The 24,144-nt window shown below is 57.0% G+C and carries 21 protein-coding genes and 1 tRNA gene; 14 read left to right on the forward strand and 8 right to left on the reverse strand.

What is annotated here, in order from left to right; translation table 11 throughout:
- Positions 1 to 15: 15 nt before the first annotated feature.
- Positions 16 to 528 (reverse strand): single-stranded DNA-binding protein, encoded by a 513-nt coding sequence (gene ssb / locus AC2FLA_RS02105; protein WP_496720113.1) that lies wholly within the window; start codon positions 526 to 528, stop codon positions 16 to 18.
- 207 nt (positions 529 to 735) lie between these two features.
- Here ssb and AC2FLA_RS02110 point away from each other — a divergent pair, with 207 nt between their 5' ends.
- A complete protein-coding gene (locus AC2FLA_RS02110) occupies positions 736 to 1,317 on the forward strand; it encodes a lytic transglycosylase domain-containing protein (protein WP_496720115.1) in 582 nt (193 codons plus the stop codon).
- Between the two features lie 62 nt (positions 1,318 to 1,379).
- Here AC2FLA_RS02110 and AC2FLA_RS02115 read toward each other — a convergent pair whose 3' ends face one another.
- The 5 genes from AC2FLA_RS02115 to miaA form a co-directional block, all read right to left on the reverse strand.
- Complete coding sequence (locus tag AC2FLA_RS02115) at positions 1,380 to 3,467, reverse strand: dipeptide ABC transporter ATP-binding protein (RefSeq protein WP_496720117.1); 2,088 nt, start codon at positions 3,465 to 3,467, stop codon at positions 1,380 to 1,382.
- 91 nt (positions 3,468 to 3,558) lie between these two features.
- A complete protein-coding gene (locus tag AC2FLA_RS02120) occupies positions 3,559 to 5,022 on the reverse strand; it encodes an ABC transporter permease (RefSeq protein WP_496720119.1) in 1,464 nt (487 codons plus the stop codon).
- Positions 5,023 to 5,034: 12 nt separating this feature from the next.
- On the reverse strand, positions 5,035 to 6,081 hold the full coding sequence (locus AC2FLA_RS02125) for an ABC transporter permease (protein ID WP_058274233.1): 1,047 nt from the start codon (positions 6,079 to 6,081) through the stop codon (positions 5,035 to 5,037).
- Between the two features lie 135 nt (positions 6,082 to 6,216).
- Positions 6,217 to 7,887, reverse strand: a complete 1,671-nt coding sequence (locus tag AC2FLA_RS02130) for an ABC transporter substrate-binding protein (protein ID WP_496720121.1) — start codon at positions 7,885 to 7,887, stop codon at positions 6,217 to 6,219.
- A 327-nt stretch (positions 7,888 to 8,214) separates the two neighbouring features.
- Positions 8,215 to 9,108 carry a tRNA (adenosine(37)-N6)-dimethylallyltransferase MiaA gene (gene miaA / locus AC2FLA_RS02135; RefSeq protein ID WP_496720123.1) on the reverse strand — a complete coding sequence of 298 codons (894 nt, stop codon included), beginning with the start codon at positions 9,106 to 9,108 and terminating at the stop codon, positions 8,215 to 8,217.
- Positions 9,109 to 9,205: 97 nt separating this feature from the next.
- On the opposite strand from miaA, the gene pyrH reads away from it, so the two are divergent.
- The 9 genes from pyrH to AC2FLA_RS02180 all read left to right on the forward strand — a co-directional run bounded on the left by pyrH (position 9,206) and on the right by AC2FLA_RS02180 (position 19,510).
- Positions 9,206 to 9,958: a UMP kinase gene (gene pyrH, locus AC2FLA_RS02140; RefSeq protein ID WP_058273777.1), complete on the forward strand. Its 753-nt coding sequence runs from the start codon at positions 9,206 to 9,208 to the stop codon at positions 9,956 to 9,958.
- A 251-nt stretch (positions 9,959 to 10,209) separates the two neighbouring features.
- Positions 10,210 to 11,436 carry an aminotransferase class V-fold PLP-dependent enzyme gene (locus tag AC2FLA_RS02145; protein WP_496720126.1) on the forward strand — a complete coding sequence of 409 codons (1,227 nt, stop codon included), beginning with the start codon at positions 10,210 to 10,212 and terminating at the stop codon, positions 11,434 to 11,436.
- Between the two features lie 54 nt (positions 11,437 to 11,490).
- Positions 11,491 to 12,915 (forward strand): cryptochrome/photolyase family protein, encoded by a 1,425-nt coding sequence (locus tag AC2FLA_RS02150; RefSeq protein ID WP_496720128.1) that lies wholly within the window; start codon positions 11,491 to 11,493, stop codon positions 12,913 to 12,915.
- Between the two features lie 69 nt (positions 12,916 to 12,984).
- Complete coding sequence (locus AC2FLA_RS02155) at positions 12,985 to 14,193, forward strand: class I SAM-dependent methyltransferase (protein WP_496720130.1); 1,209 nt, start codon at positions 12,985 to 12,987, stop codon at positions 14,191 to 14,193.
- A 16-nt stretch (positions 14,194 to 14,209) separates the two neighbouring features.
- Positions 14,210 to 14,650, forward strand: coding sequence for a TrgA family protein (locus tag AC2FLA_RS02160; protein WP_496720132.1), 441 nt, complete (start codon positions 14,210 to 14,212; stop codon positions 14,648 to 14,650).
- Positions 14,651 to 14,682: 32 nt separating this feature from the next.
- Entirely contained in the window at positions 14,683 to 15,798 is a 1,116-nt protein-coding gene (locus tag AC2FLA_RS02165) for an NUDIX domain-containing protein (protein WP_496720134.1), read from the forward strand.
- 69 nt (positions 15,799 to 15,867) lie between these two features.
- On the forward strand, positions 15,868 to 16,902 hold the full coding sequence (locus AC2FLA_RS02170; RefSeq protein WP_108858796.1) for a cysteine synthase A: 1,035 nt from the start codon (positions 15,868 to 15,870) through the stop codon (positions 16,900 to 16,902).
- Positions 16,902 to 19,331, forward strand: a complete 2,430-nt coding sequence (locus tag AC2FLA_RS02175; RefSeq protein ID WP_496720136.1) for a DUF3772 domain-containing protein — start codon at positions 16,902 to 16,904, stop codon at positions 19,329 to 19,331. The genes AC2FLA_RS02170 and AC2FLA_RS02175 overlap by 1 nt, the downstream gene beginning before the upstream one ends.
- An 89-nt stretch (positions 19,332 to 19,420) precedes the next feature.
- A tRNA-Ser gene (locus tag AC2FLA_RS02180) sits at positions 19,421 to 19,510 on the forward strand.
- Positions 19,511 to 19,556: 46 nt separating this feature from the next.
- Here AC2FLA_RS02180 and AC2FLA_RS02185 read toward each other — a convergent pair.
- On the reverse strand, positions 19,557 to 20,558 hold the full coding sequence (locus AC2FLA_RS02185) for an AbrB family transcriptional regulator (RefSeq protein WP_496720138.1): 1,002 nt from the start codon (positions 20,556 to 20,558) through the stop codon (positions 19,557 to 19,559).
- Positions 20,559 to 20,698: 140 nt separating this feature from the next.
- Between AC2FLA_RS02185 and AC2FLA_RS02190 the strand changes: the two genes are divergently transcribed.
- Entirely contained in the window at positions 20,699 to 21,376 is a 678-nt protein-coding gene (locus tag AC2FLA_RS02190; protein WP_496720140.1) for a GntR family transcriptional regulator, read from the forward strand.
- Positions 21,377 to 21,505: 129 nt separating this feature from the next.
- On the opposite strand, the gene AC2FLA_RS02195 is transcribed toward AC2FLA_RS02190, so the two are convergent.
- Positions 21,506 to 22,384, reverse strand: coding sequence for a LysR family transcriptional regulator (locus AC2FLA_RS02195; RefSeq protein WP_496720142.1), 879 nt, complete (start codon positions 22,382 to 22,384; stop codon positions 21,506 to 21,508).
- Between the two features lie 106 nt (positions 22,385 to 22,490).
- On the opposite strand from AC2FLA_RS02195, the gene AC2FLA_RS02200 reads away from it, so the two are divergent.
- The 3 genes from AC2FLA_RS02200 to AC2FLA_RS02210 are packed head-to-tail and all read left to right on the forward strand — an operon-like array spanning position 22,491 to position 24,138.
- The gene (locus AC2FLA_RS02200) at positions 22,491 to 22,832 is read left to right on the forward strand and encodes a hypothetical protein (protein WP_496720144.1); all 342 of its coding nucleotides are present in this window, start codon (positions 22,491 to 22,493) and stop codon (positions 22,830 to 22,832) included.
- A gap of 3 nt (positions 22,833 to 22,835) precedes the next feature.
- The gene (locus AC2FLA_RS02205; RefSeq protein WP_496720145.1) at positions 22,836 to 23,090 is read left to right on the forward strand and encodes a hypothetical protein; all 255 of its coding nucleotides are present in this window, start codon (positions 22,836 to 22,838) and stop codon (positions 23,088 to 23,090) included.
- Positions 23,091 to 23,133: 43 nt separating this feature from the next.
- Positions 23,134 to 24,138 carry a GlxA family transcriptional regulator gene (locus AC2FLA_RS02210; protein ID WP_496720147.1) on the forward strand — a complete coding sequence of 335 codons (1,005 nt, stop codon included), beginning with the start codon at positions 23,134 to 23,136 and terminating at the stop codon, positions 24,136 to 24,138.
- The last annotated feature ends 6 nt before the right edge of the window (positions 24,139 to 24,144 follow it).

A 24,144-nucleotide genomic window follows, 5' to 3' on the forward strand; every position in this document is an offset into this window, starting at 1 on the left:
TCGTCTCCGTTTGCCTTAGAACGGAATCTCGTCGTCGTCGATTCCGCCGGATGCAGGGGCCGGGGCAGGGGCGCTGGACTGTCCGCCATAGGGGTCGCCATAGTCGCCGCCGGCCTGACCGCCGCCATAGCTGCCTGACTGACCGCCGCCATAACCGCCTCCGCCGCCGCCTTCGCCGCGTGCATCAAGCATCACAAGGGTCGAGCCGAACCCCTGAAGAACAACCTCAGTCGAATAACGGTCCTGCCCAGATTGGTCCTGCCATTTGCGGGTCTGCAATTGGCCTTCGAGATAGACCTTCGAGCCTTTGCGCAGATATTGCTCCGCCACGCGGACTAGCCCTTCATTGAAGATCGCGACCGAGTGCCACTCGGTGCGCTCACGACGCTCGCCAGTATTGCGGTCTTTCCAGTTTTCGGATGTGGCGATGCGCAGGTTGCATACTTTGCCCCCGTTTTGGAAATTCCTAACTTCAGGATCGCGGCCAAGATTTCCGACCAGAATGACCTTGTTGACTGAACCTGCCATATATTTCCCCGTTCTTGTCTGTGTCGAGCGCGCCCGAATCTGACGCGAAGTTTCTACGCGACCCTATACGGCCTGCGTCATGGTTAAAACACAGTTGATGTGTGCAACGGTTGGCAAGAAACTACGCAGGTTCTGTTTACCAAGCTTTTATTCTTGCCTGAAATACCTATACTCATTCGGGTTCGAGAGCGAGCGGGATTGGCATAAATGCGTTTTCAAGTTGGTTGTTTTTCTGTTCTGTGCCTTGCGCTGGTTTCGGGTCCGGCTGCGGCAGACACCCTGTCTACCAAGAGCCGTAAGGATATTTTCCTCAAACAATCCAAGATTCTGGACTCGCGAGCAGCCACCCAATACCGCGATTCTGAACGGCTTAAGCCAAAGACCGCGCAAACAAATCAGGTCGTCAAACGGTATAATGGTAAGTATCGCGGCCAATACCTGGCGCTGGCGCGGCAAGCAGCTCGGAAACACAGTGTCCCGGAAGAACTATTCCTGCGACTGGTTCAGCAGGAAAGCGGATGGAACCCGCACGCGGTTTCCCACAAAGGGGCACTGGGTCTGGCACAGCTGATGCCCGGAACCGCGCGTCTTTTGGGTGTGAACCCGCATGATCCGAAACAGAATCTGGAAGGCGGAGCCCGTTATTTGTCGTGGCAGTACCGCAAGTTCAAATCCTGGCGTCTGGCGCTGGCGGCTTATAACGCCGGTCCGAAAGCCGTGGAAAAGCACGGTGGCGTGCCGCCCTACAAAGAAACCCAGAACTATGTGAAAGTGATCTGGGGCGGCTGATCACCAGCCAACCCAAGTCAGAAAAGAACCGGCGCTGTAGCCGGTTCTTTGCGTTTGGGCTGTTACTCGGCCGCGATTTTGATGACCGGCTCCATGCGGGCCAGAACTTCTTCGGACAGATGGCATTTGACCTGATGTCCGTCCGCCAGGGTTTTCACCGGCGGCACATCTTTCTCGCACAGCCCACCCGGCACTTCGGATTTCCAGCGACAGCGCGTCTGGAATGGGCATCCCGGGGGCGGATTCATGGCCGAGGGGATATCACCGTCCAGAACGATATGCGCTTTTTCAACCGACGTATCCGCGATGGGAACAGCACTCAGCAGAGCCTCGGTATAGGGGTGATAGGGCGGCGAGAACACCTGATCGGTCGTCCCCAACTCGACCACATGGCCCAGATACATCACCATCACCCGGTCGCTGAGATAGCGCACAATCGAGAGATCATGGCTGATGAACAGCAAGGTGGTCTTGTGTTCGCGCTGAATCTCCATGAGCAGGTCGGTCACCGCCGCCTGTACAGACACATCCAAAGCCGACACAGGTTCGTCCGCGACGACGATCCTCGCATCGCCGGCAAAGGCGCGCGCGATACCGACGCGCTGTTTCTGTCCGCCGGACAACTGGCGCGGCATCCGCTCGGCAAAGGCGCGCGGTAGCTTCACCAGGTCCAACAATTCCAGCATGCGCTGTTTTCGCTCGGCCTCGGAATTGCCGATGCCAAAGATTTCCAGCGCGCGGATGATCTGTCGCCCAACGGTCATCGAGGGATTCAGAGTGTCAAACGGGTTCTGGAACACCATTTGAACTTCGCCCACGGTCTTGGCATCCCGCTCTTCGATCGGCACGTCCTCGATATTGCGATTGTCCAGAAGGATTTGCCCATCCGTGGCTGTTTCAAGCCCCATTAAAACCTTGGCAAAGGTGGATTTACCGCACCCGGATTCGCCCACAATCGCCAGCGTCTCAGACTCATGTGCCTCAAAGCTCAGCGTTTCGTTGGCTTTGACTACCTTCTTTTCACCGCCCCCGAACAACGCATTGGCAGCCACCTCATAGTATTTCTTGAGGTTGTCCATTTTCAGGACAACGCGGCCGATTTCGCCTTTTTCCTTCTTGTCCGCCAAAGTGATCGGGGCGTTCCAGTCAATCTCGTTGAACTTCAAACAGCGTGTGTGGTGGCGGTCATTGCCGGGCACCGGCTCCATCAGAATGCTTTGCGCGTCGCAGCGGCCTTCCTCGAAATAGTCGCAGCGCGGGCCAAAGTTACACCCTGACGGGCGTTCGTGGGGCAGGGGAAAGTTCCCGGGAATGGCCACCAGCGGGCGGGCGTTCTTGTCTGCCCCCGGCAGCGGGATCGAACGGAACAGCGCCTGCGTATAGGGGTGCTGCATCTCGTCGAACACATCGTGGATCGAGCCGCGCTCGACTGCCTCACCCGAATACATCACGCAAAGCCGGTCACAGGTTTCCAGAACCAGGCCAAGGTTGTGCGAGATGAACAGCATCGAGGTGCCGTATTTCTTGCCCAAATCCCTGACCAGCTCGACTACGGCGGCCTCAACCGTCACATCCAGTGCGGTGGTCGGCTCATCCAGAATCAACAGCGCCGGCTTCGACATCAGCGCCATTGCGATCACGATACGCTGCTGCTGACCACCTGATAGCTGGTGGGGGAACGAATTCAGCATCCGCTCGGGGTCGGGCAGGCGTACGTCTGTCACCACTTCCAGAGCCCGCGCATGGGCCTCTTCCGCGCCGACTCCCTCGTGGATCATCGGCACTTCCATCAATTGCTTCCCGATCTTCATCGCCGGGTTCAGCGAGGCCATCGGCTCCTGATAGATCATCGCGATCTCATTGCCGCGGATGTCGCGCAATTCATCCGCACTCAACTCGGCCAGATCGCGTCCTTTGAACTTGATCGTACCCCCGACAACCCGCCCGTTCTTGCCAAGGTCCTGCATGACCCCAAGTGCCACAGTGGACTTGCCACAACCGGATTCCCCTACCAAACCAACAGCCTCGCCGGGCTGCACGCTGACCGAAAAATCCATCACGGCGGGAATTTCCCGAAGGCGGGTGAAGAAAGAAATCGAAAGTTTGTCGATCTCAAGAATTGGGCCGTCATATTCCGCCAATTTGTTCATCTTGTATCTCCTCGCGAGAGTCCGGGGATCCCCTTCATCTGGCTAAAAATATCCTGGGGGTCCGGGGGCAAAGCCCCCGGTCGCTCTCACATCAGTCCTTCAGGCTTTCTTCGCGCAGGCCATCTGCCAGCAGGTTCAGACCAAGAACCAGTGACAGCAAGGCAAAGGCAGGCGGAAGGGCAGGGTGCAGATAGATGGAAAGTAGCTTGCGCCCTTCGTTGATCGTAGAGCCCCAATCCGGGCTTTCCGGCGGCAGTCCCAATCCGAAGAAACCCAAGGTTCCCAACAGGATCGTGGTATAGCCGATGCGCAGACAGAAATCGACGATCAGCGGGCCACGTGCATTGGGCAGGATCTCCCACAGCATGATGTACCACGGGCCTTCGCCCCGTGTTTGCGCCGCCGCCACGTAGTCCCGCGTTTTGATGTCCAGCGCGAGACCGCGCACGATGCGGAAAACCGTAGGCGAGTTCACGAAGACCACCGAAACAAACACCACGAGGATACCGCCTGGGATATCGAACAGGTCCAGATAGGTCGGCAAGCCCCAAATGCTGTAATCATCGGTGTTGATGATATAGCCATCGGTCGAAATAAGCGACAGATACAGCCACAGCGCGATACCCAGAACCCCGATCAACAGCGGAGTGCGGAAATTCGGGCGGGTGTAATACCGCGAGTTCAGCAGAACGCCGATGAACAGGATCGGGAACACGAACAGAACGGCTGCCATATAGTTGGGGACGCCTGTCGCCACGATTTCCGGCGTAACCAGCAGGTAGAACAGCAGGATGACGGGAAAAGCCAGGATCAGGTTGGCAAGGAAGGACAAGAACGTGTCCAGACGTCCGCCGTAATACCCTGCCGGTAGGCCCAGAGTAATCCCGACCATAAACGCGAACATGGTCGCCAGCGGAGCGATCTGCACCACGATCCATGCGCCTTTGACCATGCGACTAAAGACGTCGCGGGCGAGGTTGTCGCCGCCCAGAAGGTACCAGGCATACTCGCCGTCTTCAGGATTTTGCAGGGGCGTTCCGGGCACTTTGTTCTTCATGCCAGAGACCTGACTCAGCGGGTCATGTGTGATGATCAGATCCAGCGCACCGAAGATACCGGTGAAGACCCAGAACATCACAAGACCGAAGCCGATCATGCCGATGGGGCTGTCGAACAGTTTGCCGTATAACCCGAGGCGTCGTTTGAAGGCGATCGACATTGCGAACAGGATGATCAGCGACAACCACACAGGCAGAAATTGCTGTGAGATCGCGCCGACGATCCCGGCACTTGTACCCATGAGGATGCCAAGCACGATATACGCCAGCGCAAGGACGACACAGGCGAAAAAGCTGTATCTCAAGGCTGATTGGGTCAGCCCACGCAGTCCTGTGCCCGAGCTGAGCGTGCCGTCCGCATTCAAGCTCAACGGGGCTTCAGGTAGAACGATGCTGCCGATGATCCAGACGACGATAGATACGACCAACGCAGCCAGCGCGATCATCAGGATAGGGTTTAGAATGGCGATAGAGCCGGTCCAGCTAAGAGGTTCCATGATCTATCTCCCTTACGAAATTCGGATGCGCGGGTTGAGGTAGACATAGCCGATATCGGATATCAGCTGCGTCACCAGCACCACAAAGACCGACACGACCGAAATCGCCAGCAAGAGCTGAATGTCGTTGTTGCCTGCCGCCTGCACCAGTGCCCAGCCGAAACCCTTGTAGTTAAACAGGGTCTCAACAATCACCACGCCATTCAGCAGCCATGGGAACTGCAGCATGATGACGGTAAAGGGGGCGATCAGAGCGTTGCGCAGCGCGTGCTTCATAACGATGTTGCCAAAGGAAACACCCTTGAGACGCGCGGTACGGATATATTGTGCGGTCATCACCTCTGTCATCGAAGCGCGGGTCATCCGGGCGATATAGCCCATCCCGTAAAGCGCAATGGTCAGCACCGGCAGAAAGAAGTTCTCAAAGGTCGGATTGTCCATCGCTTGCGTCGCAGTGCCCTTGAACCATTTCAGGCCCACTGTGGACGAGGTGAAGATCGCGATAAAGATCACGCCTGATACGTATTCTGGCGTCGCCGTCGTGATGATCGAGAAGGTAGAGAGGGACCGGTCAAGCGCTGATCCTTCGCGCATCCCGGCCAATACTCCGACCAGTAGCGCAGATGGCACCATTAGGACCAAAACCCAAAACATCAGATAGCCGGTGTTGCCCAGGCGTTTGCCAACAATGGTGCCGACCTCGTCTTTGAACACGCTGGAATAGCCCCAGTCGCCCTGCAAAACACCGCAATATCTGGAGGTCGTTTCCTCGGTTGACCCCGGTCGGGTACACGTTCCAAGGAACGTACCGTCATCAAGTGTCTTGGTATAGCCTGGCAGAACCCCCAGCCATTGACCGTATTTGACCAGCGTCGGTTGCAGATAACCGCGATTGTCCAACCAGGTCTCAACCTGTTCGTCGGACATCCGCTGGTTGCCCTGTGTTTTCGCAAGCTTTTCCAGGTTCGGGTAGAGGTTGGTCAGAAAGAAGACCACGAAAGTCAGGCACAATGCAGTAAGAAGCATGACGCCGAACCGTCGGAGGATGAATAGTCCCATGATGGCCCCTGTTGTTCGGGTGTTCCGCAGATCATTGGACCATTATCTGGCCTCGGACATCCGACCCCGTGTCGGCCTGTCTGCGGCTGGAAAGGGGCGCCCTGTTCAGGCGCCCCCATTAACGTCTGGCAGGTTTTAGGCCGCCCAGCCCCACTTGTAGTGGTGGTGCTCGAAGGAGACATGCATGTCGGTGCCCACAAGGCCGTCCTTCATGTGGCGATACAGCGAACGCCAGTATGGCTGAATGGTAACGCCTTCTTCCTGGATCATCGCCTCGCCCTTGGCGACCACTTCGCGGCGCTTGTCGGCATCCGCGATGGCCAGCGCTTCGGTCAGAAGCGCGTCAAACTCGGCATTTGCCCAGCCGAATTCGTTCCAGGCTTCACCGGTACGATAGGCCAGAGCCCAGATTTGCACGCCCAGTGGACGGTGGTTCCAGTTGGTCGAGCTGTAGGGGTATTTCGCCCAGTCGTTCCAGAACGTGTTGCCCGGTAGAACGGTCCGCTTGACCTTGATACCCGCGTCACGCAGCTGCGCGGCAACCGCGTCGGTGGTGTTCCGGCGCCAGTCATCGTCGATCGAGATCAGCTCGTGCTCAAAATCGATCATTCCGGCTTCTTCCATCAGCGCACGTGCGCCTTCCGGGTCGACCTTCTGCGCCGGCAGTTCATAGTAATCCGGGTGGATCGGACCAACATGGTGGTTTTCCGCAGGCGAACCGCGACCGCCGTAACCCAGTTCCAGACAGATCGAGTTATCAACGGCCATTTGCAGAGCCTGACGTACACGCTTGTCTTCGTAAGGCTTCTTGCCGTCAATCTCGGCCAACTGGTTCGGGCGGACGACGATGGTGTTCATAGTCACAACTTCGGACTTCACATAGCCGAGGCTATCCATCACGTCGATGAATTCACCGACCGATTCATACAGCATGTCGACTTCGTCGGATTCCAGTGCGGCCAGCCATGCGGACGGGTCGGTGCCGTAGTCAATGTAGACGATGCTGTCTAGCGCCGGGCGACCAAAGATTTCTTCGCCCCACCAAGTGTGGTTCTCGTTGCGAACGAGGGTGGCTTTCACGCCGACTTCCAATTCCTGCACCAGATATGCGCCGGTACCCACATTGTTGAGCAGATCGGTTTCACTGAACGAACTGTGTACGATAGCTGCCGGATAATCTGCCATGCCCGCAATCAGCGAGATGTCAGAGGCTGGCAGGTTCAGTTTGACGGTGTTGGCATCGACAACTTCGATTGCGCCGTCAATGGCCTGACCAGATTCAGGATCGATCAGTGTCGCAAAGCGACCTGCCATCGAGTTGGTTTCCGAACTCTTGTCACACCAGCGCCCGATGTTGCGGGCCACGTCTTCCGCGGTGAAGTCGTCACCGTTGTTCCATTTGACGCCAGGGCGGACTTTCAGTGTGTAAACGGTTGCGTCATCGTTGACTTCCCAGCCCTCCAGCAACATGCCACGGAACGTACCGTCCGAGTTGTACTCGACCAGATACTCGAGCGTGCCACGGGTCACGTTCGCGATCTGCGACCAGTCATAGGTGCGTGGGTCCTTCAGGGCGCGCACTTCCTGCTGAACGCGCAGGGTGCCACCTTCTTTCTTGGCGTCTTCACCGGCCGCGCGCGCCGGGGCGGCCAGTCCGATCATGCCATAGGCTGCGGCGGCGGTGACCCCAAGACCAGTGGTGCGGGTCAAAAACTCGCGCCGGTTCAGTTTGCCGTCCCGATATTCCTGTGCGTGCATTTCTGCCGCCCAGTGCGTCGGTGCTCCGGTCATTGTCTGATTATTCATTAACGTTACTCCCTGTGAGTCAGTATTTTTTTGGATGAAGTGTCGAACCGCTCAGGCCGGAATGCTCCGGACGGCAGGTTCTTGGATATTCTGATCTCGGATTCTGGACATCCCCATGGCCGACATTCGGCACCAGAATTTGGGTGAGGTCAATGTTCGAAATCGTCATTAATGATACAAAAACGACATCGGCGGGCTGAGTTTACCGTTGTCAGCTTTGTCAGCCCCAAGAGAATCCTCCAGCAAACTTAGTTTCGAGACTGCGGATTCGCCGCGAGTTAATTGCACCGGTAGTAGCGATGGCAGCGACTTCAATCGCGGAAGGTATCACTTTGATAAATCGATCCGATTCCAGCTTTTCATGCGGGCGCGAAACCAGGTGCGCTGTCGTTTGGCAAATTGGCGGGTCGAAATCGTGGCCCGTTCGCGGGCTTCATCCAACGTCATGGTGCCGTCGATATAGGCCATCAACTCGGGTACTCCGATGGCCTTGAATGCCGGAAGCGACGGATCATAGCGGTCCCGCATCCTCTCAACCTCGGTCAATGCACCAGTGTCCAACATCAGGTCAAAGCGGCGCGTGATGCGATCCAAAAGCCATTGTTTATCTACGTCAAAAACGATGGGCACTGTGTTCTTCACGTCCAGAACAGGGGGCGGTGTTGCGTCTTGCCAGTCACTGAGGTTTCGACCAGTGGCGTTGTACACTTCCCATGCCCGCTGAACACGGGCGCGGTTTTGTGTGTCGATCCGGGCCAGTGTTTGCGCATCCACACCCGCGATCAGAGTCTGCAAGGTCAGGCTGTCCGCCTCGGCCCGGATTTCGGACGGTGTAGGTGGAATATCGGCCATACCTTCGGTCAGCGCAGAAAAATACAGGCCGGTGCCCCCAACAATGATGGGGCGTGCGCCGCCGGTCAGCAGTGGTTTCACTTCGCGCAGCCAATGGCCGGTGGAGTAGTCTTGGTCATATGAGATATGTCCATACAGAAGATGCGGCGCGCGGGCTTCCTCTTCAGCAGACGGGCGGGCGGAAATCACGCGCCAGCAATCGTAGACCTGGCTGGCATCGGCATTCACGATGACGCCGCCGAACTGCTCGGCGATCAACAAGGCAAGGGCGGACTTTCCAGAGGCGGTAGGGCCTGCAATCAGCACAGGTTTCCCATTAGGAATGGGGGGCAGGCGGTCCAATATCTGCGATCTTGCGGGTTCGGTCATCTCGGACTGCCTCATTCCTTACCAATCGCATTGAACCTGCGGCGGTTTTGCTTCATTTTGCGCCTGAAAATAAACCCGTGCCAGCCCGGAGCGCAACATGACCATTTCCCCGACCACCGACACCGCCGAAACCACAAAGGCAAGGTATGATCGCGTAATGCTGAAAATCTCGGGCGAGGCGCTTATGGGCGATCAGGGGTTCGGCCTGCATCCGCCCACAGTTCAGCGCATCGCGCAAGAGATCAAATCGGTGCACGATCTGGGCGTCGAAATCTGCATGGTGATTGGCGGCGGTAATATCTTCCGCGGTCTCAGCGGATCGGCACAGGGGATGGAACGGACCACGGCTGATTACATGGGCATGTTGGCAACGGTCATGAACGCGCTGGGAATGCAGTCCGCGCTGGAAGAGATCGGCGTTTTCACGCGGGTCATCTCGGCCATCCGCATGGATGAGGTTTGCGAGCCTTACATTCGCCGTCGCGCCGTGCGCCACCTTGAGAAAAAACGGGTCTGTATCTTTGCCGCCGGAACCGGAAACCCGTATTTCACCACCGACACCGCCGCGACCCTGCGCGCCAACGAAATGGCGTGTCAGGCGATCTTCATGGGTAAGAATGGCGTCGATGGTGTTTATGACAAGGACCCCAAGGAACACGCGGATGCCGTGCGGTACGACACCGTCAGCTATGATGATGTTCTGGCCAAACGCCTGCGGGTCATGGACGCGTCGGCCATTGCACTGGCGCGCGACAACAATCTGCCGTTGATTGTCTTCGGGCTGGACGAACCGGGCGGGTTCCGGGGCATTTTGGCCGGTGAGGGGACCTACACCAAAGTTCAGGGCTAAACCGCTTTACAGTTTGCTTAAAAGCCGGGTTTGGATGCCCGGCTTTTTTGTGCGCGTTTAGCAAACCTGAACGCTTGACGAACCATCTCAGTCCTTGCAATTTGACCCCGTTCCCGCGCCGGACCGGTAGCGGGGGCTGTCTGCGCCTATCGCGCGGACTGGGCTGGAAGACCTGCCATGATTTCTGAGGGTTTCGAAATCATGCTCGGACACCTCTTGAATGAACGCGCATGATCAAGGAGAGACGTGCCATGAGCACTCTGGATATCAATTTTGTCCGGTCACAGTTTCCGGCCTTTTCCGAGCCCAGCCTGCAAGGGCAGGTATTCTTCGAAACCGCTGGTGGGTCATACACTTGCAAGCCGGTTCTCGACCGCCTGACGCGGTATTATACCCAGCGCAAAGTGCAACCCTATGCACCCTATGAGGCCAGCCGTCTTGCCGGCGAGGAAATGGACGAAGCCCGGGCACGCATGGCAGCCATATTGGGCGTCGAGACGGATGAGCTGAGCTTTGGCCCTTCGACTACGCAGAACACCTATGTCCTGGCGCAAGCTTTCCGCCAATGGATGCAACCGGGTGAGGCCATCATTGTCACCAATCAGGATCATGAGGCAAATTCAGGCCCGTGGCGGCGGCTAGCGGACGAGGGGATCGAAATCCGCGAATGGCAGATTGATCCCGAAACCGGGTCGTTGAATCCGATGGATCTGGAAAACCTATTGGATGAAAACGTGCGTCTGGTGTGTTTTCCCCATTGCTCGAACGTGATCGGAGAGATCAACCCGGTTACCGAGATTACCGCGATTGCCCATGCGGCGGGGGCATTTGTATGCGTTGACGGCGTATCCTACGCACCACACGGGTTTCCGAATGTGGGTGATCTGGGGCCGGATATCTATCTGTTTTCGGCCTACAAAACATATGGGCCGCATCAGGGTTGTATGGTCATCCGGCGTACGCTAGGGGAAATGTTGCCGAACCAGGGGCACTACTTCAACGGCGACGTGCTGTACCAACGGTTTACTCCGGCGGGGCCGGACCATGCCCAGATTGCGGCCAGCGCGGGCATGGCGGACTATATTGATCTGCTGTGCGACCATCATAGCGGGCCAACCGGCGAAGCGGCCGAGCGTGGTTCATTCGCCCATGATCTGATGCGCTCGCACGAGATCGCATTGCTGCAACCGGTTCTGGATGCGGTCAAAGACCGCAACGCCGTTCGCCTGATCGGAACATCCGATGCCAGCCGCCGCGCGCCGACTGTGGCCCTGGCGTTGAACCGCAATGCCGAAGAGGTTGCCGCCGATCTGACTGGATATGGTGTTATGGCCGGCGGAGGTAATTTCTATGCCGTGCGCCCGTTGACCGCGATGGGGGTTGATCCGGATCAGGGCGTGCTGCGGGTCAGTTTCACGCACTATACGTCTCAACAGGAAATTGATCAGCTTTTGAATGCACTAGACGACGTTTTGTGATCCAATTCCCCTGCTGCTTCGTAACCGAAGAAAGAAGAAAAGAGCAGGGCGGACATGGAACAGCAGCGGTCACCGATCATAATGTGGTTCCGACGGGATTTGCGCCTGTCGGATCACCCTGCACTGAGCGCCGCGGTTGAGAGTGGGCGACCGATCATACCAGTTTTCATTCTGGACCACACGGTCCAGGCTTTGGGCGCAGCGCCGAAATGGCGTCTTGGATTGGGCCTAAAGGCTTTTGCCCAGGCGCTAGAACAGGCTGGCAGCCGCCTGATCCTGCGGCATGGGGATGCGCTGATCGTATTGCAGCAGCTTGTCGTCGAAACTGGTGCAAGCGATGTGTTTTGGACTCGCGCATATGACCCTGACGCCATTGCCAGAGATACGAAAATCAAGACGGCTCTGACCGACCAGAGTATCACGGTTAAATCCTTCGCCGGCCATCTTTTGTTCGAACCTTGGACAGTGGCGACGAAAACAGGGCAGCCGTTCCGTGTGTTCACTCCAATGTGGCGTTCAGTGCGCAGCCGGGATGTTCCGGCCCCAAACAACGCTGTGTCTCATCTCATACCGCCCGCGATGTGGCCCGTTTCTGAAAACCTTGAGGATTGGCATCTGGGCGCGCAGATGCGCCGCGGAGCATCCGTGGTCACACCCCATGTCCGACCGGGCGAAACCGCAGCTTTTGAGGCGTTGCATCAATTTCTGGACCGCATCCCCGACTATTCAGATCACCGGGATCGTATGGACTTGGACGGAACATCCAACCTGTCCGAATATCTGTCTTTAGGTGAAATAGGCCCGCGCAGTGTCTGGCACGCAGTTCAGCGGGCCGGGATGACGGGAGTTCAGGGGGGCGAACCCTATTTGCGCCAATTGGTCTGGCGCGAGTTTGCTTATCACCTGATGTATCACACTCCATCCTTGCTCAGCGGTAATTGGAAGCCGGAGTGGGATAGATTTCCCTGGAACACTGATGCGGGCCAGCCCGAAGTTCTCGCCTGGAAGCAGGCGAAAACCGGCGTTCCGGGCGTCGATGCGGGGTTACGGCAGATGTATGTGACAGGGCGGATGCACAATCGGGCCCGGATGATCGTGGCGAGTTATCTGACCAAGCATCTGATGACCCATTGGAAGATTGGCATGGATTGGTTTGCGGATTGCCTGGTCGACTGGGATCCGGCGGCAAACGCGATGGGCTGGCAATGGGTTGCAGGGTCGGGGCCGGATGCCTCGCCATTCTTTCGCATCTTCAATCCGCAAACACAGCAGGAAAAGTTCGATCCGCAATCGGACTTCGTTCGGCAATGGGTTGCTGAGGGGCAGAGCAATCCACCAACAACAGCACTGGCGTATTTTGATGCGGTTCCGAAGTCATGGAACCTCAGCCCATTGGACCCATACCCGCAACCCGTTGTCACTTTGGCAACCGGTCGGGCGCGTGCATTGGCGGCCTATGAGGGCCGAAAAAACCAGTAACGAATTGAAAACTTGCCACAAACACAAACTCGGCCTAGCCTGTTTGCGCGGCCGCACAGAGGAGAGCGGATGACTTTGATGACCACCGAGGGGCAGAAAGACCTGCCCAGATACTTTGCGCAAGTATTCAAAATGGTTAGCCGGATGCAGTCTGGCCGATTGGACATCGGACTGCCGGATGGTCGTGTCTTCCGAACCGAGGGCACCAAACCCGGGCCGGTTGCGCGTGTGGATATCCACAATCCAGACGTTTTTGCCCGCCTGGTCCGCGAAGGTGAACTTGGTTTTTCCGACGCATATTTGGAAGGTGACTGGAGCACGCCGGACCTGCGATCCTTTATGGATCTGGTGCATATGGGTAATGAAACGGTCTACGACGATTTCACCGGCAAAGTCCTTGTGCAGATGTATGAGCGGTTACGGTTCTGGTTGCACCGCAATAACCGGACACAGGCCAAAAAGAACATCTCGTACCATTATGATCTGGGCAATGATTTCTATCGTTTGTGGCTTGATGACACGATGACCTATTCCAGCGCACTGTTCGAAACAGGGCAGGAAAGTCTGGAAAAGGCGCAAACCGCAAAATATGCCAGCATGGTCGATGAAATGGGGGCAAAACCCGGAGATCATATTCTTGAGATTGGCTGTGGCTGGGGCGGCTTTGCTGAATACGCTGCGAAAGAGCGTGGCCTGCGGGTCACAGGTCTGACGATCAGTCAAGAGCAGTTGAAGTTTGCGAGGCAGCGTATTGAAAGTGCTGGGCTTTCGAATTTGGTTGAATTCAAATTGCAGGATTACCGGGATGAGCGTGGTCAGTATGACGGAATCGCATCGATCGAGATGTTCGAAGCGGTAGGTCAAAAGTACTGGCCTGTGTATTTCGACACTGTGCGTGAGCGATTAAAACCCGGGGCGCAAGCGACGTTGCAAATTATCACCGTCGCGGATCATAGATGGGATGTATATCGTAACGGTATTGATTTCATTCAGAAATATATTTTCCCGGGCGGCATGCTTCCGGCGCCTTCCATTTTGAAGGAACAAGTTGCTCAGGCGGGTTTGAAAGTCGTCAATTCGAAAGAATTCGGTAAAAGCTATGATCTGACCCTGCGCCGCTGGTATGACACGTTCAACGGCAAGTGGGACGAAATCTCGGAAATGGGCTTTGACGAGCGTTTTCGCCGCATGTGGAATTATTATTTGACCGCCTGCGGAGCAGCCTTTGACACCGGTAATTGCGATGTGACACAGATCACTATAGCGAAACCGAGTTAAGGAACGGACTTCAGAAATGCCCACTGCCCCCAAGCTTGTTTCTGGCTTATGCCTTTTGATCGTGGCGTTCTTGGTTTCGAGTATGATCATCGAAAACGGTGATGAAGGTAAGAACTACGGTATGTTTACCTACGTAAACATGGCGTTGGGCGTGATTTGCGGTTGGTGGATCATGGGCAAGCGTGCTGGCCGTGGCTGGACTGCCGCAATCAACAACGGCTTGACCGGAATGGCGGCGCTGGTGTTCTGGGGCCTGTTTGTTCAGGGTGTAAACGAAATGCTCCGCTTGGCAATGCGCCATCGGTATGACGGCCCGTTCGAGGCGCTGATCTCTATCTTTAAAATCGGTGTTGAATATGGTCAGCAACTTGTGGTGCCCGAAATCTTGTGGACTTTGGTCATTGGGGCTCTGATCACTGGGCTGGTCACCGAGGAAGCAGCCCGCCGGTGGCGGTGAGCTAACAACTTAAAGTACGAAAGAACCCAACAGTGTCAGATCTGTTCTTTTATGGCACGCTGCGGCACTTGCCTTTGCTGGAGCTTGTCTTGGGACGTCCAGCGTCCAAACTTGAATTTGCCCAAGCCACTCTGAAAGATCATGCAGTCCATAGCGTGCAGGATCAGGCCTTTCCCATGATTGTTCATGAGGAAGGCAGTCTGGCCAAAGGGTTATTGCTCCGGGGATTGAGTGAGGAAGATCAGAACCGTTTGGTCTTCTACGAGGGTGGCTTTGATTACGACCTGCGGGCGCAGACAGTTGATCTGGCCGACGGGTCGAATGCGCAAGCCCTTGTGTTCTATCCAGAGCCGGGGCTTTGGAATCGCGGCGGCCTTTGGTCCCTGCAGGGTTGGTTGGATGAGTGGGGCGCGATGACAATGCTCGCCGCGCAAGAGGTTATGGGGTTTTACGGCAAGGTCGATGCGGGACAGATTGCGCGCAGCTTTCCGTCGATCCGGACGCGTGCATGGGCAAAGCTGGCTGCGCGTCAACGTACGACAGGTGATGCACGAGACACTGCCAATGACGTCATCGTGCACGACCGCAAACCGGCCTATGTCAATTATTTCGGGATGGAAGAAGTCGCGTTGCAGCATCGCCAGTACGATGGCTCGATGGGCAAAGTTCTGAACCGCAGCAGCCTGATGCAGGGCAGCGCCGTGATCGTCCTGCCATATGATCCTGTGCGCGACACGGTGCTGTTGGTCGAACAATTCAGGGCACCGATCTTTCTGGCTGAAGATCCTGAACCCTGGATGTGGGAGCCGGTCGCCGGGATGATCGACCCAGGCGAAACGCCGGAACAGGCGGCCCTGCGCGAGGCTGAAGAAGAAGCCCAGATTGCGCTGAACCGGCTGGAATATGCAGGCGGCGCGTATTCCTCCAGCGGTTCATCGACTGAATATCTATACCTTTATGTCGGGCTGGCTGATCTGACCAAGACCATCAAAGATGGCGGGTTGGCCACGGAAGGTGAGGATATCCGAACCCAGATCCTGCCTTTCAGTGATTTCATGGGCAGAGTCGACAGTCATGGGTTCAAGGATTTGCCGCTTTTGGCGGTGGCCCATTGGCTTGCACGTCACCGTGAGCGCTTGCGCGGATGATTTTCGCCGCTTGTGGTCATCGCGCACCACAGGTAAATCTGCGTTGATCCGAAATGAAATGAGGGCGCCATGCGCATTGCACGAGACCTTGCCGACGCAGTCGGAAAAACCCCGCTGATCCGCCTGCGTCGCATCAGCGAAGAGACCGGGTGCGAGATTCTCGGCAAGGCCGAATTCATGAACCCCGGCCAGTCGGTCAAGGATCGTGCGGCGCTCTACATCATCCGCGATGCAATTGCGCGTGGCGACCTGAAACCGGGCGGCACCATTGTCGAAGGTACGGCGGGTAACACCGGGATCGGTCTGGCCCTTGTTGGTGCGTCGATGGGGTTCAAGACCGTCATCGTCATCCCGGAAACGCAGTCCGAAGAGAAAAAGGACATGCTGCGACTAGCAGGTGCTCAGCTGGTTCAGGTTCCAGCGGCACCGTACCGCAACCCCAACAATTTCGTCCACTATTCCCGTCGTCTGGCCGAAGAACTGGCGCAGACTGAGCCCAACGGCGCGATCTGGGCCAACCAGTTTGACAACGTTGCAAACCGTCAGGCGCACGTGGAAACTACGGGTCCTGAAATCTGGGAACAGACCGACGGCAAGGTCGACGGTTTCGTCTGTGCCGTAGGTTCGGGTGGAACGCTGGCGGGCGTGGCCGATGCGTTGCAGCCCAAAGGCGTCAAGATCGGTCTGGTCGATCCGATGGGGGCTGGGCTGTATTCGTATTACACCACCGGCGAAATCGCGATGGAGGGCGGCTCGATCGCCGAGGGCATCGGTCAGGTGCGTATCACCAAGAACCTTGAGGGGTTCAAACCTGACTTTGCGTATCAGATGACGGACAACGAGGCGCTGCCTTACATCTTTGATCTGCTGCGCGATGAAGGCCTGGTCATGGGCGGCTCAACCGCCATTAACATGGCTGGTGCGGTGCGTCTGGCCAAAGATCTGGGGCCGGGCCACACCATTGTGACCATCCTGTGTGACTATGGAACTCGCTATCAGTCCAAGCTGTTCAACCCGGACTTCCTGCGCGAAAAGGAATTGCCTGTCCCGGACTGGATGACCGAAGCTCCACGCAGTATCCCCGGCGTTTTTGAGGACGTGTGATGCTGCGGCGTGCTCGCCTGTTCCTGACCCTTGTTGCGGTATGTTTTGCGATACTTTGCGGCCCCGCTGCCGCGCAGCTTACAGATCGTCAAAGCGAGTATTATCAGGGCTGGGTCAAAACGGCGGACCGCGCCGAGACGGTGATCGAGGCCGATCGCGCGTCGAACGCTTCGCTCGAAAACCTGCGCGCCGAGATCAACGAATACCGGGACGATTTCAATCGGGCACGCGGTGCAAATACCGAACGCATCCAGACGCTTGAAAATCAGATCAAGGCTCTTGGTGCTGCGCCCGAAGGCGACGCCACCGAACCGGAAGACATTGCCACACTACGAGAGCACCTAAACGAGCAGCTGAACAGTTTGCGCGTACCACAGATCATCTCAGAAGAGGCATTCAGCCGATCAAATGGTCTGATATCCGAGATAGACAAGTTATTGCGGGACCGTCAGAAGAAAGAGCTTTTGGAGCGTGGCCCGTCGCCAATGAACCCCACCCACTGGCGGCCGGCCTGGGTTGATGTGAACGAAGCTGCGCAAGCGTTGTTCAACGAAGCGCGGCGGAACCTGAAAACCGACGTGGTGCATGAACGTTTGCGGTCCCGTGGGCTGGGCATTCTGGCCTTGGTGCTCGTCGCAGGTGTTCTGCTGCTTTACGGCAAGCGCTGGTCCGAAGCCGCCGGCGAACGTATGCGAGCTTTGGGAGGACAGGGAAGTGGCGTATGGACGTTCCTGACCTCGTTGCTGCGCATTATCCTTCCTTGGTTCGGCGTCTGGCTTCTGGTTCAGGCGGTTGTGATGACAGGCGTTCTGGGGCTGCGCGGCACGCTGTTGATGCAGAACGTGCCCTATTGGGCCGCGATCATCCTGTATTATGACTGGATTGGCCGACAGGTTTATGTGCTGCAAGCGGCGCAAGGTTTCAAAAAACTGTCCCGGCAAAAAGTCACCGAGTTACGCGTCTACCTCGATTTTCTTGCCGGGCTCCTGATCCTGCACGAACTGGTGAACCTGTTCGATCAGATCGAAAATATTTCGGATGCGACGCGCGCCGTCGTCGTCTTTCCGGTCATCGTCGCAACAGCTTTGATTCTTTTGCGCGTCCGTCGCGTCCGCAGTGTTGATGTCCCGGTCGATGCAGATGAGCCGTCTGCAACGGCCCGCGCTGCCGGGTTCAGCCAGCTGGTGGAGTTCATTCGACGCGCTTTGTTCTTCCTGGGTATCGCCAGCCCGATATTGGCAATGCTGGGGTATACGAATGCGGCTGAGGCAATCGTTTTCCCGGCCGTGCGGTCGTTGGTTCTTATTGCCGCGCTGGTCATCGTCCAACGGTTCCTGACGTCTGTTTACGGATGGCTCGGCGGGCAGGGCGATAAGGCCAAGGACTCGCTGTTTTCGGTTCTCATCGGCTTTGCAATGGCCATTCTGGCTATGCCGGTCCTCGCGCTTTATTGGGGCGCCCGTAAAACCGACCTGCTAGAGGTCTGGTCGCGCCTGCTGCAGGGGTTCGATATCGGCGGCGTAACGATCGCGCCCAGCAACTTCTTTACCTTCCTTGTCATATTTGCCGTCGGCTATGGCCTTACCCGGATGCTGCAAAGTGGGCTGCGCAATTCGCTGCTGCCAAAGACCAGTATTGATCCAGGCGGGCAAAACGCGATTGTTTCAGGCACCGGGTATGTCGGTATTTTCCTGGCCGCGCTGGTTGCGATAACGATTGCCGGTTTCAACCTGTCATCGCTGGCAATTGTTGCCGGTGCGTTGTCGGTGGGGATCGGCTTTGGTCTGCAGACCATCGTGTCGAATTTTGTGTCGGGCATTATCCTTTTGGTCGAACGCCCAATCTCGAAAGGGGATTGGATCGACGTGAATGGGATGATGGGGTACGTCCGTGATATTTCCGTCCGGTCCACGCGGATCGAGACGTTTGACCGCACGGATGTGATCGTTCCGAACTCGGATCTGATCAGCGGCGTTGTCACGAACTATACACGCGGCAATACGATCGGGCGGGTGATTGTACCGGTCGGTGTCGCCTATGGGACTGATACCCGAATGGTGGAGAAGATTCTGGGCGAAATCGCGAATTCACACCCGATGGTTCTGGCGAATCCAGCCCCAAGTGTGGTGTTCCAGGGGTTTGGCGCAGATTCGCTGGACTTTGAAATCCGGGCCATCCTGCGCGATGTGAACTGGGTGCTGTCAGTCAAATCCGACATGAACCACGAGATCAACCAGCGCTTTGTCGACGAGGGGATCGAAATCCCGTTTGCACAGCGCGATCTCTGGTTGCGCAATCCCGAGGCGTTGCAGGGCGGCGAAGCCCAACCCAGCAAGAAACCCCAGGAAACACCGACCACAAAGCCATCCACAAAACCAGTCGCGATGACTGAGGCCGATTTGGCTGATGGTGACGGGGACGAGATTTAATTGCCTTTGAAGGCTTTCGATTTCAGGTGAAATTTCACCTCAATGGGGCCTTGCAAATCCCCCGGCGATAGTTCAAATAACGCCGGCACGGAGAGGTGGCCGAGTGGTCGAAGGCGCACGCCTGGAAAGTGTGTAGGCGGGAGACCGTCTCCAGGGTTCGAATCCCTGTCTCTCCGCCACAATCCCCAATCAACATTCATCCAGCCGCGCTTGGACGTGAATCCGTCAATCCCTGGATTTCGACCACCGCAGAAGTAGGTTGGCCGCGATTGGCGCGCCGATGATAACGACGACAATGCGCGCCAGGTGGTGCGTGACCACATATCCCAAATCCGCCCCCGAAACGATGGCCAGCACCGTCATCTCTGCCTGACCTCCGGGTGCAAAGGCCAGAAAGGCTTCGACCGGCTGGCCAAGCCCAAGCGCCGTGACCACTGCCGTGAAAGCAGCGGCCAGAACGGCCAGCAAGATCACATAGGTGAAGCCAGCCGCCACGACGCGTTTAAGCTCAGACCAGGTGACACCGACGAACTTGACGCCGATCCCACAGCCGATGAAGAACTGGGCGAACAGGATCGCCTCGCGCGGGGGGCGGGTATGGATGAAATCCCCAAGCGACAAGGCCGCTGTCAGGATTAATGGCCCAAGAATCGAAGCACCGAAAAGCCCGATCTTCTCTCCACCTTTCCAGCCGACAAAAGCTGCGACCGCCATGAGTATCAGTTCATGCAAGGGTAGGGCCGAGGCAGGTTCGCCCACTGGGTTGGTCAGTTCGGCATCGTAAAACAAGGTCAGAAATAAAGGGGCAAGGGTGACGATAATCAACACGCGCGTCCCGTGGATCAGAGACAGGGTTCGCGGATTGGCACCGGCTTCAGCCCCAAAGATAACCATGTCCTGAAACCCGCCCGGCATGGCGGCAAAAAACGCAGTTTTGTCGTCAAAGCCCCAGAATTTGCGAAAGAACGGCACGCCAACCATTGCAATCAGCAGGATAAAAACTGGTATCAGCAAAAGGGACGCCGCCATCTTTGGAAGATCTGCGAACAGACTGGGTGTGATCGACGCCCCGACGGCGACGCCAAGAATGGTTCTGGACGCGACTGAGATTTGCCCGAAATCCCGCATGGGTGCGTGTGCCAAAGCTGCAATCAAACACGCAGACATCGGCCCGAACAGAAAGGGCAGCGGCAGGTTCAACGCCCAAAAAACTGCAGTTCCCAACATAGCCAATATCAACGTGACTGACCGTTGCATCAGCGGCGACAAATGAAGGCTTGGGGCGGTCAAGGATTGTGTCCGATTTCGTTGACTAAGACATGTATCCAAATGTATACAAAGAAACCCGATATGCAAGATTGAGAACGATGAAAACTCAAGAAGATCCTAATCAGGCCGGCCCGCAGGGGAATTCCGCTTATCAGCGTTTGCTAGATGAAATTCGCGAGGGCGTTTTGTTGCCTGGTGACCGGCTCAGAGAGATCGAGCTGTCCGAAAGATTGGGTGTCAGCCGAACACCTGTGCGTGAAGCGATACGGCAACTCGAAACGGATGGGTTGGTGACGCATGTCCCTAGGTTGGGCGCAACGGTTCGCAGCCTGAGCTATTCGGAAGTTATGGAACTGTATGAAATGCGCGCCGTACTTGAAGGCACGGCGGCACGGTTGGCGGCACGCGCGGCTTCGGATGTGGAACTGGACGAACTGAACGTTCTGAACAATCGCCTTGCCGAGGCTGGCACCGGTCCGGTGGCCGCCCAGTTGAACCGTGTTTTCCACGCCACGCTATTGGATGCCGCCAAAAACCGCTTTCTCACAAAGTCGATGTTATCGCTGCAAAAGGCGCTGTTGATATTGGGTCCATCCCAAATGCTGGATGGTCAGCGCGCAGACGATGCCGTGGGTGAGCATCGCCGTGTGATGGAAGCCTTGCAGGCTCGCGACGGCGACGCAGCCGAGCTGGCGATGCGCGCCCATGTTCATGCGGCCCAGCGGATGCGTATCCGCGCGTTGCAGAAACGGGACCGCGCAATTGATCAGACCTGACCTGAGGAGCTGATCGTCCTACCTCTTGGTCTTAGGTTCCTTCGCCAAACCCGCCCTCCAATCCGCAGAGGTCGACGGAAATCCTGTCCATCGTGGAGGTCGTTGTTTATGTTCTTCCGGTACAAATACTCAGCTGACCACTTTCAAAGGGTTGGCGCTTTCAACCTCGCGGTTGATCTCTTGTACCAGCGCCATCGCGGCAGGGTTTCGGCGTTTGACATGCATACGCGCGACAAAAACGATGGTCGGGGGATCGGGGAACACGCCGTTGATCACCTCGATGTCCGGTGTGACATGCATTCCATTCAACAGGGCGACGCCCAAACCGGACCGCACGGCCGACTGAATGCCAGTGGCGCTTGGGCATTCTAATACGTTGTCGAAGCGATGCCCTTGCAGCTGCCCATCTCCGAAGCCCCATTTGCGATAGAAACATTGGCTGTCGAAGGACAGAAAGGGAACAGGTGCTGTCGTATCCAGTTGGAAATCCGGTGATTTTACCCAGTGCAGAGTGTCCTCGAACAGGATCAGGTCATCTGGCCGCGCATCGTGCCGAAAGATTTGCATGACGGCGACATCCAACTCTCCGGCCTTCAACCATTCTTGCACGTTGAGACTTTGACTGGTGCGTGTTCGAACCTGTACGTCCGGATAAAGCCGTGTGAAACGACCCAATATGCGGGCAATGTCGCTGGTTGCTGTGTCCTCGGTCATGCCCAGCCGGAGTGCGCCGGCCAAGGGTTTCTTGCCCAAACTGGCCAGAGCCTCATCGTGTAGGGCACATATTCGGCGGGCATAGTCGCACAGGCGCAGACCAGTATCCGTGAACAGAGGGCCACCGGGTCGGCGCGCCAGCAGATCGCAGTCCAGGGCTTGCTCTAACCGTCGGATTTTGTGGCTGACTGCCGATTGCGACAGTGCTAGATGCTCGGCCGCGCGCGTTACGCCGCCATGGGATGCGATGGCCAGAAGGGCGCGCAGGGCGTCAATTTCCAATCGGTCGGTCATTTGTGAAACCATGACAGTTTTTAATTGAGCCATGAATATCATTCATTTGTGTCACGCACCAGTGTTGAACTACTGGTAAGGAAATCCAAAGCTCAGGAGCATTCGCATGCCGCATCTCATCCCGGACCACACGGTGATCAAAACCCTGCGGATGGTCTCCGGAACCCATGGGGAAGGCGATCCGGTGGTTTTGATCCACAGCCCAATATCTTACATCCAGCGCGACGTGCCGCCTGTACGGGCAGCGGCGGGCAACAGGGTACACTTGTTCGATTTGGCGGGTCTTGGTCAGTCTGAACGACCTTGGAATCCGGTGCATGACAGGTCGGTCACCGATCAGGTTCCCGTCGTTCACAAGTTGCCGAAAAACTGCGGTCATTTCCCGATTAAAGATCAGCCCAAACAGACACCCGCGCCGCTGATCAATCTCCTGCCGAGAAAGGGTTGAGCTATGACGGATCAAGTCAAAACCGGTGACCGGCGCGGTCTGACGACCGTATTCGAAATCATCGGATCGGTTCTGGCCATGGCCTATGCCTTGTTGATCGCTTCAAATACGGGGGCCGAGCTGTTCGGATTTGCCCTGTTGTTACTGTCCTCGGGCCTGTTTGCGGCCTGGGCCGTGATTGATCGCCGCTGGACGTTCCTGTTGTTGCAGGGGTTCTATGCGGCCTCGGCGATCATCGGCTTGATCCGGTGGGCATGAACTTCGCATAGGGCAGTTGCGGAAATCTTGTTAGAACAGCCTTATGCGCAATGAAGACAGAATCAAAATCGGCTTTTTGCTGTTCGACGGCTTTCCCATGGCTTGCCTGACCTCGGTGATCGAGCCGTTGCGGGCGGCCAATGAAATCGCCGGGCAAGAGGCGTTCTGCTGGTCCCTGCTGTCCGAGCGTCAACAGAAAGTACAATCCAGCGCAGGTGTCCGGTTCGAGGCCGAGAGGTCTTTGGCCGACTGCAAGGATATCGACATTTTGTTCCTTCTCAGCAGCCCAACGTCCGGCTTTGACAACACAACCGTTGGCAACGGTGCTCTGCGCAGTCTCGGACGGCATGGCACCGTTTTGGGCGGGATTAGCGGTGGGGTTTTCCCATTGGTCCGGTCCGGGGTGATGGGGGGGCAACCTGTTTCCGTCCATTGGTGCTATGAGGCCGCATTTCTGGCTGAGTTTCCCGAAGTCGACTCGCGTAGCGAGGTGATCGTGAAAACGGCCACGCGCTACACCGCAGCCGGTGCTGCTGCCGGGTTCGATCTGGCCCTGCATCTGATCGAGGATCGGCTGGGCGGCGACGTCGCGCATGAGGTCGCCTGCTGGTTTCAACATCCCATGATGCGCGGGGCAGGTGTGCGGCAACAGGTTCCCACCACGACTGCGCCGGAAACTGGCGACAGCCTTCCGCCGTTGGTGTCGCGCTGCGTCGACCTGTTCGCCGGTCATATGAGCGATCCGATTTCCATCGCAGAGGCCGCACAGCAAATCGGGGTCACGCCACGCCAGGTGGAACGCGCCTTTAAGCAGGCGACAGGCCAAAGCCCCAGCCACTATTATCGCGCCATGCGCATGAAGGCGGCGCGGCAGATGGTGGTCTATACCAAGGACCCGATCGCAGATATCGCGGCTGCAATCGGGTATGGATCAGTGGCGCCGCTTGTGACGCATTATCGGTCGGCCTTTGGGCTAAGCCCCAGCGAAGACCGTCGCAGAATCAACCGCTTCCGTGTCGAAGGTAACGCGCCGCTGCCGTCAGTCTGACGTGGC

It is taken from the genome of Ruegeria sp. CDSA033 (assembly GCF_059612305.1).

Coding starts and splice junctions, on each gene's coding strand:
- AC2FLA_RS02130 (WP_496720121.1), bottom strand. CDS start 7,887: ATGAATAATCAGACAATGACCGGAGCACCGACGCACTGGGCGGCAGAA.
- AC2FLA_RS02205 (WP_496720145.1), top strand. CDS start 22,836: ATGACGGATCAAGTCAAAACCGGTGACCGGCGCGGTCTGACGACCGTA.
- AC2FLA_RS02115 (WP_496720117.1), bottom strand. CDS start 3,467: ATGAACAAATTGGCGGAATATGACGGCCCAATTCTTGAGATCGACAAA.
- AC2FLA_RS02190 (WP_496720140.1), top strand. CDS start 20,699: ATGAAAACTCAAGAAGATCCTAATCAGGCCGGCCCGCAGGGGAATTCC.
- AC2FLA_RS02200 (WP_496720144.1), top strand. CDS start 22,491: ATGCCGCATCTCATCCCGGACCACACGGTGATCAAAACCCTGCGGATG.
- AC2FLA_RS02145 (WP_496720126.1), top strand. CDS start 10,210: ATGAGCACTCTGGATATCAATTTTGTCCGGTCACAGTTTCCGGCCTTT.
- AC2FLA_RS02175 (WP_496720136.1), top strand. CDS start 16,902: ATGCTGCGGCGTGCTCGCCTGTTCCTGACCCTTGTTGCGGTATGTTTT.
- AC2FLA_RS02150 (WP_496720128.1), top strand. CDS start 11,491: ATGGAACAGCAGCGGTCACCGATCATAATGTGGTTCCGACGGGATTTG.
- AC2FLA_RS02125 (WP_058274233.1), bottom strand. CDS start 6,081: ATGGGACTATTCATCCTCCGACGGTTCGGCGTCATGCTTCTTACTGCA.
- ssb (WP_496720113.1), bottom strand. CDS start 528: ATGGCAGGTTCAGTCAACAAGGTCATTCTGGTCGGAAATCTTGGCCGC.
- AC2FLA_RS02170 (WP_108858796.1), top strand. CDS start 15,868: ATGCGCATTGCACGAGACCTTGCCGACGCAGTCGGAAAAACCCCGCTG.
- AC2FLA_RS02185 (WP_496720138.1), bottom strand. CDS start 20,558: ATGTTGGGAACTGCAGTTTTTTGGGCGTTGAACCTGCCGCTGCCCTTT.
- AC2FLA_RS02195 (WP_496720142.1), bottom strand. CDS start 22,384: ATGACCGACCGATTGGAAATTGACGCCCTGCGCGCCCTTCTGGCCATC.
- AC2FLA_RS02120 (WP_496720119.1), bottom strand. CDS start 5,022: ATGGAACCTCTTAGCTGGACCGGCTCTATCGCCATTCTAAACCCTATC.
- AC2FLA_RS02210 (WP_496720147.1), top strand. CDS start 23,134: ATGCGCAATGAAGACAGAATCAAAATCGGCTTTTTGCTGTTCGACGGC.
- pyrH (WP_058273777.1), top strand. CDS start 9,206: ATGACCATTTCCCCGACCACCGACACCGCCGAAACCACAAAGGCAAGG.
- AC2FLA_RS02155 (WP_496720130.1), top strand. CDS start 12,985: ATGACTTTGATGACCACCGAGGGGCAGAAAGACCTGCCCAGATACTTT.
- AC2FLA_RS02160 (WP_496720132.1), top strand. CDS start 14,210: ATGCCCACTGCCCCCAAGCTTGTTTCTGGCTTATGCCTTTTGATCGTG.
- AC2FLA_RS02110 (WP_496720115.1), top strand. CDS start 736: ATGCGTTTTCAAGTTGGTTGTTTTTCTGTTCTGTGCCTTGCGCTGGTT.
- miaA (WP_496720123.1), bottom strand. CDS start 9,108: ATGACCGAACCCGCAAGATCGCAGATATTGGACCGCCTGCCCCCCATT.